Raw genomic sequence first — 8439 nt, 5'->3', positions numbered from 1 at the left:
TGATTGGTATTAAGTGCGTGATTTACACGCGTGAATATATAACTGAAGAGCCGGATGCGGTAGTTCCGCACGTCCGGATCTGTGTGGGGGCGGCTCAGTAATGGGTCGTTCTACCATGATTGCCTACAAGCTCGTAGCGCCTAGCAGAAAAATGAGCTAATATATGACCATAATTTAGATCTAAATTGAGGTTTTTTATGCATCAGGTATTAGCGGACTTTTCTGTAAGTATTTCAGAATTAAAGAAAAACCCTTCAGCCTTGCTTTCTCAGGCAAGTGGTTCACCTATAGCGGTGCTAAATCACAACAAACCTGCAGCCTACCTGATTCCAGCGGAAACCTACGAGGCTCTGATGGATATGCTCGAAGACTATGAATTGGCACAGCTTGTTGATGAGCGTCGCGGCGATAAAGATCAAGCTATAACGGTGTCGTTGGATGACTTATAAGCTGCGATTTCTTCCAGCTGCGCTTAAGGAATGGGAAAAGCTTGGTGCCCCGATCAGGAGCCAATTCAAGAAAAAACTGGCGGAGCGATTGGAAAATCCCAGAGTGCCTGCTGATAAGTTAAGTGGCTATGAATCCGTGTACAAAATTAAACTTCGCTCTGCTGGATACCGGTTAGCCTATGAGGTTGTTGACGATGAGCTGTTCGTGTATGTGCTTGCCGTAGGCAAGCGGGAAAAGGGCAAGGTTTACTCGTCTCTCAAAAAGCGAACCTGACATGAAGAAGCAGAGCAGGCATAACAAACGGTTGCAACAGACGTAGTTTCACTGCGCTGTTGAACACGGGCGTTCAGGCTGTAGAAAAACCTCTCCATCTATGCTTTGATAAGACTTTCAGGAAACGGAGGCTTCAGGATGGCAAAGTTCAAACATTATGACTACAACCAGATGTCGATGGTGGTGATTAACTACCTAGAACAGATCCAACCTGGCACGTTTGAATTTGCACTGCATTACCTGATCTCTGAAAAAACTCGACTTATCGGCTTTTCACAAGCCCTATAAAAATGATACGAAGGTCGCCCTGCATACGACCCTGCGATACTACTCAAAATTATATTATTTGCTTATTCCAAGGGCATTACCTCCAGCCGTGAGATCCAGTGGTGCTGCGAAACGAATATCATCTTCAAAGCCTTATCTTGCGACACCGTGCCGCACTTCACTACGATTGCTCACTTTGTCAGTAGCCGAGCTCAGGCAATAGAAGCCTTATTTGAACAAGTGCTACTCATCTGTGATCAACAAGGACTGTTGGGTCATGAACTCTTTGCCATTGATGGTTGTAAGATGCGCTCTAATGCATCCAAGGAATGGTCTGGCACCTTTAAAGAACTGGAACAGAAACGTCAAAAGCTCAAGCGCTTGATCCAGTATCATCTCAGTGAGCATCAAGAAAAAGATACCTGTGAAAGTGAAGAATCACTGGAACGTAATAATCGTAAGACTAAAACCATTCAAACACTGGATGCGGCTGCCAATAAGATCAATGCTTTTTTAAAGCAGAACCAGCCAAGGATGGGTAAAGGCAAGCGCCATCAGTCACTAGGAAAGCTTAAAGCGAAACCACTGATTCCCGCTAGCGAGTTCCAGTTTGATCCAGTTAGGATGATATGAATTTGTCCGGCGGGTGAGCAGATTAGTCATCGGGGAGTTAAAGAGAATGAACGTGGTCAACGCACAGCCTATTTTGAAGGTCGATTACTGCAATGTCGTCATTGCGCTATAAAAGATCAATGTATGAAGAATCCAGCGTCAGCGAATCATCGCAAAGGTGCCGGAAGACAAGTCAGTTTTGCACTTAACGACCAGCGTGCGCCGACCTATACTGACTGGATGAAGCACCGAGTGGATAGTCCTAAAGGGAAGCAAATTTATAGCCAACGAATGTCTGTTGTGGAGCCTGTCTTCGGCAATATTGGTACTAACAAAGGACTCAGTCGTTTTAGTCTGCGAGGTAAAAACAAGGTTAAGGGCCAATGGCAGTTGTACTGTTTGGTGCATAATGTAGAGAAGTTGGCGAAGTATGGTAGATTGAGCTAATAAGGCGGAAATCAGGATGAGATGGCTTCTGAATGAGGCTCTGAAGGGGCAATTGCTTAAGGCCTATAAAAGTAAAAGCTAAAAAGACAGATGAAACACGTGATTGCTGACTGAAGTCAGCAATTGAAAATGAATAATATAGATATGGCTCTGGCTGAAAAACTTGTCGAGATTAGGTTTTTCTACAGGCTCGTTAGCTATTAAAATATCGCATCTACGTTACAAAATTGGAGGTTCTATGAAAGGTCATGGTAAGTGCTTGTGTGGCTCCGTGGAGTTAGAAGTAGAGTATGCCAGTAGTGAGTTAGCGGCTTGTCATTGTAGTATGTGTCGGAATTGGGCTGGTGGCCCAATGCTAGCAATCGATTGCGCTGATACAGTAAAGATATTAGATGAAAAGAGTGTCTCGCGGTATTCATCTTCAGAGTGGGCGGAGAGAGGGTTTTGTACTAATTGCGGGACGCATTTGTTTTACTATCTGAAGCCAGCTAACCAATATCATCTTCCTATCGGCTTACTTAAAACAGACGACAGTTTTAAGCTTACTCATCAAATATTTATAGATGAAAAACCGGAATATTACGATTTTAAAAATGAAACACATAATATGACTGGTGCCGAGGTGTTCGCACATTTTGAAGCGGGGGAGTAATCAGCTAACAAGGCCATCTTGCATCGCCCGCAAGCGGGCTGGACAAATAGCGGAAATTGGCGGGGCACTTTTCGTTTCACTGGCAAAGATGCTGAAATAGTCAATTATGAGGATTATCACTAATGAGTATGTACAATCCGGCTCATCCGGGTGAAATTCTTAAAGAATTAGTAATTGAACCATCAGGTGTAACAATTACTGATGTCTCTGAGCACCTTAATATAAGCCGTAAAACTTTATCTAAAGTATTAAACGGTAGAGGTTCTATTACTCCTGAAATGGCAGTGCGGCTTGAGCTAGCTTTTAAGAAACCCAGTGCTGATCATTGGCTTAGGCTTCAGAATGCTTACGACCTTTGGGTTGCCCGTCAAAATCAATCTATGCTGCAAGTTCGTCCATATGATTTTGCAGCGCAAGCTTAACAAAGCCATTAAATTCACTCCCTACGGTCGCCGTGACCCGAATGCTTGATGGTGAGGGGAGGAGAGGCATTGTGAAATGCCTCCCTATCCCGATTAGCACATAGAATCAAACAGTGGTAAAAAAAACACCAATCAGAGCCTGAAATATAGGCAATAACCAAAGTATAGCTATGGTGATAATTGTGTCATGTTAATGAAGCGAGGTTCATTATGGCTAAGAATATTCGCGGAAATCACGATGGGGAAAATGGTGAGAACGACTCCTATACAATTGCAGGGCGTGGTGTTGTGGAGCGTGATCAGTTAGTACGGGAAGTAGAGGAAGGAAGGCACCCTAATCACCATGGAGTGAACCTGTGCATCATCGAAAAGTAACGGAAAGCGACATCCCTGAGATTTGTAAGCTTCCGAAAACACGAGAAGAACTCTTTTACTGCTTTCCAAGAGTGGACTTCCCACTGTCGGAAGCTGACTTGCGTCAGAGCATCGAAAATCGCTCAGACTCAACGGTAGTGGAAGTCGGGGGACGTGTTGTTGCGTTCGCAAATTTTTACCGGTGGAAGGGAGGGTTGTGTTCAATCGGTAATGTTGTTGTCGCGTCCGACGCCAGAGGCTCCGGGGTGGCGAGCTATCTTATCAATCATATGATTACGCTGGGATTCGAGAAGCATCGCGCGAAGGCGGTTTCAGTATCTTGCTTTAATCGAAACGTAGCAGGACTGCTCTTGTACCCAAAGCTTGGTTTTCAGCCTTACGCCATTGAACAACGGGTTGATTACAACGGAGACCGTGTGGCACTCATTCATTTAAAAATTGAGAAACATGCAACATAGCTAGGCTAAGCACAGCGACAGCTTTTTCGTTTATCAAACACATTTGCGTTCTTTAATGCGCATTCGACACTATGGATTCTTATCGAATGCGATTAAGCGCCGATGTATGTTACTGATTCGACGGCAGCTGTGACAGGGGCTGAAGGTTGAGAGTGATCAGGAGGCTCAAGTCGTCAGTTCAACCCCTGCTCACTGTCCATCATGTGGTCATGAGCTAGTGACCTGTTTAGGTGAGTGTTCGAGTGAATTGATGATATTACACAACGAAGTGCTTCTGGTGCTGCTGAACAGTAGCTAGTTCTCGCACAGTGGTATTGTCATGCAAAATTATATCAGGTCGGCCCTGAGGGTTCTGTGTTGCCAAACAACAGAAATATGGCTATAAAGGTTCATTAAAGCCACAAAGTAAATAAGCTTCAAGGGATTGAGATCGAGTTAAGCGACAGTGCTGGTTCGAATGAAAGGCATTAACGCCATGGAACCCCCACCGATCATAAAAAGCAAATTCCCTAGATTAAGTGCTGAGCGGCGTTCAACAGGCGGTTATAGCTGCGGCTGCGCCGCCGTATAACCGCTTATTTGATTGCTGATTGAGGTCAGTAATTGAAAATGAATAATATAGACTGGGCTCTGGCTGAAAACTTGTCGAAATTAGGTTTTTCTACAGGCTCGTTATACAAAAGGGAGAAAATCATGTCATTTATGGATAGTTCAATTGATGTTGCCGTAGCTCTAGGTAAAGGAGTTTACTCTGTAGGGCAAGATGTTGCTTTTGGCATACAACGAACAGGAGAGGGACTTGGGCTTGGTGACGATGGTCGAATAGCTAACATTGGCTATGAAAATAGAGCAATGGTATCTTTGCTCGAGGACTTTTTCAGGTATGGCTCTAGTGATCGAAGGAGTCCTCTTTATATAAACAGATTGCAAAACGTATTGGGGTATCGGCAGGTGCATCAGCTACAGGTATAAGCACTCCCATCGGTCTGCTTATGATGCAAGGGCTAATGCAGCGCTCTTCACATGCAGCCATGAGACTTCGAATGAAGAGTCCGCGACTCTACTTCATTCTACAAAGAAAAGGGGATTTGCAGCTGCTATATTTTCTACTGGAAAAGCCCTTGGAAAAATATGTTCAGGCTATATTAACTGCTGAACGAAATTATGATGAATTCATGGATGCAATCAACAAAAAATATGAATTAAACTGATCCCACGAGACATGAGGCATCTGATATGCAGAAGAGAAAATGGGCATATTACATATCAAAATTCACGTTGATTGATGAGATTTTGGGTTTATTATATTGGGCGCTTGCTATCTATGGAATTTTTGTTCTTTTAAGCTACTTGAGCAATAAGTTAGTTATTGGTGTCGTTCTTTGTGCTTATATTGTTTTGGTGGTTGTTATATATATATATGTTCTGAAAAAAGTCACTGCCTTTTTTAAAAATAAAACTGAGTGACTGTATAACACATATGAGCCCGTGCGAAGTCAATAAGCAAAACAGTTCTTCTGGCCGCGTGAGCGGTCAGTATGTTGTCCATCAGCAAGATAGACAGCCCGATGGGTCGGCATATCTACAGCCAGCGATTGGGCACGGTAGAACCCGTGTTTGGCAATCTAGAAAGTAACAAAGGACTGAATCGATTCACCTTAAGGGGCAAAACCAAGGTGAATGCGCAGTGGTTAATGTACTGCATGGTGCACGCTATCGAGAAAATAGCGACACAGGGGCAACAATGAGATGAAACAACAAGAGTTGTAGATAAAGTACCCTTGAGCCATTCAGTTATTGAGTGTAGGTTGTTTGAATAGGTGATTCAGATCATCAATTTGGGCGGTAAATAAAGATTATAGAAAGGGTGGGCTGTTGATGCTGGATATTTTGATTTCAAAATGTCTAATCTGACAGGCCCGTTATGATTCACCCGGATTCAGTAAAACATCTTGATATCTCGGTAAAAATTTTCATGCACGCCTAGGGCGATAAGTTCAAGAGTTACCGTCCCATCTTGATAGCTGTAGCCAAGAAGAGTGAGTTGCTTAACCATTTTGAATTTATAAACACGGAGAAAGGACAAATCACCTTTTTTCTGCTCGCCTAAAAGCGGATCTTCGATAAGTGCTTTGACCGCATTGTCGAGATCCACTTTCTGATTTTGGTGGAGTTTTTTAACGGTTTTCTTGAATGATGGTGTTTGAAGAACCTGTATAATATTAGCCAAAGTTGTATGTCTCAAGTTTACCAGCTTCTTTTTCAGCTTTAGCTATAATGGCTTGTCGAACAAATTCATAAGGTAAATCTGGGTTATCTTCCATCATTTCCCCAATTTTAGCCCAGTGTTCTATTTGTTTTGGTGTAGTGCGATTCAATGCTTTGGCCATGATAGCGGCTTTATCTACGAGGTCTCGATCAAGGCGTATGCTAGTGGTAGACATAATGTGCACCCTCATTTAAAGTTTTAATGATTGTAGCGTGGCGCTACGATGGTAGCAATATGAATCATAACAAACGGTTTAAGAGGGACTGCCAACGCGTGGCGGTTTCACTTCAAATTAGCATTTGTGATTACAGCTGTTAATTTAAGTTCAGTGTTTTGAATACGTGATTGCTGACTGAAGTAAGCAATTCAAATGAATAATATAGACTGGGCTCTGGCGGAAAAACTTGTCGAGATTAGGTTTTTCTACATGGCTCGTTATGTGATGCATGCAGCAGCTAGAAAAGCTCGTTGTGAGAGCCAATGCGTGCAAGTTGTAGTGTGTCGTCGTTGATTCTATAGATCAGTACAAGGTCAGGCTTAATGTGGCAATCGCGAAAGCCGTGCCAGTTACCTGTTAGGGGATGATCAACATTTTTGGGTGGTAGAGTTTCACCGCGTTGTAACTGGGAATAGGCATTTTAGTGATTTTTTTAAAATCTTTTTTGAATTGTGTTGAATATTCAAGAATGAGCATTTCGAACCTTGCCCTCGGTCAGCTCGTTGAGCATATCATCGACAGATGTGCATTTTTTGCCTTGGCCTTCGACCAATTCATTAATTGCAGCAGCAGTTTTCTCATTTGGTTGACGCGCTTTAAGCTCAAAAGGTATACCGCCATGATTGATAACTGCACGGGCAAAAAGCTTTAGAGCCTGAGATGGACTTAGCCCGACATCATCGCAAATGTTGGTAAAAGGTAAGCGATCATTCTAAGACGTCATTGACATAACAATAATAGTCACGAGCAATGCCTAACATCACCAGCCAGCTCAATATTTAGGACTTTTTCCTATATACACTCAAGTCACTAGGCGATAAAGTTATATCAGACAGAGGGGTAATGGATGGCCGTAACTCTCAAGGTGAGAGCCTCTGTCTTCTTTCAGGATAGGACGAGTGCTGCAGGGATGCAGCGGAACCATCAGCCTTACTGGGGCTTCATCTCTCAATAAAGATCCGACCGCAACGGCTGATCTGCAAACTGCTCTTTCCAAACTCTTGGCGTTAACTCCAACACTCGGCTCGCCGGATGCTCATTAACCCGCAACAGCACGTCTGTCAGATAGGTATAAGGATCGATATCATGCAGTTTACAGGTACTGATCAGGCTCTGGATAATACCCACATGTTCAGCACCCAGTTCAGTCCAGCAGAATAGCCACGCCTTTCGACCCATCGGGATTGGACGCAGAGTTCGCTCCAGGTGGTTGGTATCCAAGGGTACGTCTGGATCTTCTAAAAACACCCGTAATGCTGTCTTTCGTTTTAGCACATAATGAACTGCTCGCAACAATGGACTCTTCGGCGTTAAATCGTTGCGAAGCAACTGTTGCTCGCACCACTCATAGAATGCATCCACCTGCGGCTTGCTGTGCTCAAGTCGGTATAACTGTTTTTTCTCACCACTCAATTTCTGTGCTCGGATCTCGTCTTCGACTTGGTACAGCAGTGCAATATAATCCAGCGCCTGACGTACAGCCGCAGGCTCTTCTTGTTCGGCTTCAATAAACTGTCGCCGACTGTGTACCCAACACTGAGCCTGGATGACTCCCTCATTCTTTGTTGCATATGAAGCATAAGCAGAATAGCCATCACTAATGAGCGTGCCATTGAACTGATGTTTCAGTATGTTTTCGATATGTTGTCGTCCTCGACTGGACGAGAAGGTAAACACGACCTCATCCTGATCACCATAGAGTGGCCAGAACCAGCTTTGCTTGAGTTTACCTTTTGTCGCCTTGCCTGCCTTGATCGGCGTTTCGTCCATGGCTAACACTTTGCTGCGCAGTATATTTGCCAACTGAGCCTCAACGATGGGGCGTAATAGTTCGATAGGACGCTGAGTTAGCGTGGTCAAGGTGGTGCGGCTCATTGTGATGCCGGAGTGGCCCATGCGTTGATGTTGGCGATACAACGGTAAGTGGTACAGGAATTTATCGACCAGCAGACCGACTAGCAAACTGACATCGGCAAAACTCCGATCCAATACATTGA

General features: G+C 44.0%; 14 protein-coding genes and 2 pseudogenes. 11 read left to right on the top strand and 5 right to left on the bottom strand.

Going from position 1 to position 8439, the window contains the following annotated elements; all coding sequences use genetic code 11:
* The first annotated feature begins 197 nt into the window (after positions 1-197).
* The 11 genes and pseudogenes from DN062_RS18195 (at position 198) to DN062_RS18145 (ending at position 5704) form a co-directional block, all read left to right on the top strand.
* Positions 198-449: a type II toxin-antitoxin system Phd/YefM family antitoxin gene (locus tag DN062_RS18195; protein ID WP_112160713.1), complete on the top strand. Its 252-nt coding sequence runs from the start codon at positions 198-200 to the stop codon at positions 447-449.
* Entirely contained in the window at positions 439-723 is a 285-nt protein-coding gene (locus tag DN062_RS18190; RefSeq protein ID WP_112160712.1) for a type II toxin-antitoxin system RelE family toxin, read from the top strand. The genes DN062_RS18195 and DN062_RS18190 overlap by 11 nt, the downstream gene beginning before the upstream one ends.
* A gap of 138 nt (positions 724-861) precedes the next feature.
* A complete protein-coding gene (locus tag DN062_RS19020; RefSeq protein ID WP_239995847.1) occupies positions 862-1011 on the top strand; it encodes a hypothetical protein in 150 nt (49 codons plus the stop codon).
* A gap of 36 nt (positions 1012-1047) precedes the next feature.
* Positions 1048-1131 (top strand): annotated as a pseudogene (locus DN062_RS19275) (transposase); the annotation flags it as partial.
* Between the two features lie 27 nt (positions 1132-1158).
* Positions 1159-1623 carry a transposase gene (locus DN062_RS19015; RefSeq protein WP_476703533.1) on the top strand — a complete coding sequence of 155 codons (465 nt, stop codon included), beginning with the start codon at positions 1159-1161 and terminating at the stop codon, positions 1621-1623.
* Entirely contained in the window at positions 1624-2049 is a 426-nt protein-coding gene (locus tag DN062_RS19010) for a transposase (protein WP_275668129.1), read from the top strand.
* 238 nt (positions 2050-2287) lie between these two features.
* Complete coding sequence (locus DN062_RS18180) at positions 2288-2701, top strand: GFA family protein (RefSeq protein WP_112160711.1); 414 nt, start codon at positions 2288-2290, stop codon at positions 2699-2701.
* Positions 2702-2823: 122 nt separating this feature from the next.
* On the top strand, positions 2824-3123 hold the full coding sequence (locus DN062_RS18170) for a HigA family addiction module antitoxin (protein ID WP_112160686.1): 300 nt from the start codon (positions 2824-2826) through the stop codon (positions 3121-3123).
* Between the two features lie 356 nt (positions 3124-3479).
* Positions 3480-3956, top strand: coding sequence for a GNAT family N-acetyltransferase (locus tag DN062_RS18160; RefSeq protein ID WP_112160709.1), 477 nt, complete (start codon positions 3480-3482; stop codon positions 3954-3956).
* A 609-nt stretch (positions 3957-4565) separates the two neighbouring features.
* Positions 4566-4928, top strand: a complete 363-nt coding sequence (locus DN062_RS18155) for a hypothetical protein (RefSeq protein WP_112160708.1) — start codon at positions 4566-4568, stop codon at positions 4926-4928.
* 566 nt (positions 4929-5494) lie between these two features.
* Positions 5495-5704: a transposase gene (locus tag DN062_RS18145; RefSeq protein ID WP_205126776.1), complete on the top strand. Its 210-nt coding sequence runs from the start codon at positions 5495-5497 to the stop codon at positions 5702-5704.
* A gap of 191 nt (positions 5705-5895) precedes the next feature.
* On the opposite strand, the gene DN062_RS18140 is transcribed toward DN062_RS18145, so the two are convergent.
* The 5 genes and pseudogenes from DN062_RS18140 to tnpC all read right to left on the bottom strand — a co-directional run.
* A complete protein-coding gene (locus DN062_RS18140) occupies positions 5896-6186 on the bottom strand; it encodes a type II toxin-antitoxin system RelE/ParE family toxin (RefSeq protein WP_112160706.1) in 291 nt (96 codons plus the stop codon).
* Entirely contained in the window at positions 6179-6400 is a 222-nt protein-coding gene (locus DN062_RS18135) for a TA system antitoxin ParD family protein (protein ID WP_112160705.1), read from the bottom strand. Before DN062_RS18135 ends, DN062_RS18140 begins: the two co-directional genes overlap by 8 nt.
* Positions 6401-6680: 280 nt before the next feature.
* Positions 6681-6845 (bottom strand): annotated as a pseudogene (locus DN062_RS19155) (type II toxin-antitoxin system YafQ family toxin); the annotation flags it as partial.
* Between the two features lie 60 nt (positions 6846-6905).
* A complete protein-coding gene (locus DN062_RS19255) occupies positions 6906-7130 on the bottom strand; it encodes a type II toxin-antitoxin system RelB/DinJ family antitoxin (RefSeq protein ID WP_112160704.1) in 225 nt (74 codons plus the stop codon).
* A 260-nt stretch (positions 7131-7390) separates the two neighbouring features.
* Positions 7391-8439: IS66 family transposase (tnpC, locus tag DN062_RS18115; RefSeq protein ID WP_112160703.1), on the bottom strand; the 1049-nt coding region annotated here is incomplete at its 5' end.

Source organism: Nitrincola tibetensis (genome assembly GCF_003284585.1).
GTDB classification, from domain to species: domain Bacteria; phylum Pseudomonadota; class Gammaproteobacteria; order Pseudomonadales; family Balneatricaceae; genus Nitrincola; species Nitrincola tibetensis.
This window is presented reverse-complemented; position numbering and strand designations above follow the sequence as displayed.

What these genes read in the sequence shown, in the direction of transcription:
- DN062_RS18195 (WP_112160713.1), top strand. Translation starts at nt 198, where the DNA reads ATGCATCAGGTATTAGCGGACTTTTCTGTAAGTATTTCAGAATTAAAG.
- DN062_RS19020 (WP_239995847.1), top strand. Translation starts at nt 862, where the DNA reads ATGGCAAAGTTCAAACATTATGACTACAACCAGATGTCGATGGTGGTG.
- DN062_RS18155 (WP_112160708.1), top strand. Translation starts at nt 4,566, where the DNA reads ATGAATAATATAGACTGGGCTCTGGCTGAAAACTTGTCGAAATTAGGT.
- DN062_RS18190 (WP_112160712.1), top strand. Translation starts at nt 439, where the DNA reads ATGACTTATAAGCTGCGATTTCTTCCAGCTGCGCTTAAGGAATGGGAA.
- DN062_RS18135 (WP_112160705.1), bottom strand. Translation starts at nt 6,400, where the DNA reads ATGTCTACCACTAGCATACGCCTTGATCGAGACCTCGTAGATAAAGCC.
- DN062_RS18180 (WP_112160711.1), top strand. Translation starts at nt 2,288, where the DNA reads ATGAAAGGTCATGGTAAGTGCTTGTGTGGCTCCGTGGAGTTAGAAGTA.
- DN062_RS18145 (WP_205126776.1), top strand. Translation starts at nt 5,495, where the DNA reads ATGTTGTCCATCAGCAAGATAGACAGCCCGATGGGTCGGCATATCTAC.
- DN062_RS18170 (WP_112160686.1), top strand. Translation starts at nt 2,824, where the DNA reads ATGAGTATGTACAATCCGGCTCATCCGGGTGAAATTCTTAAAGAATTA.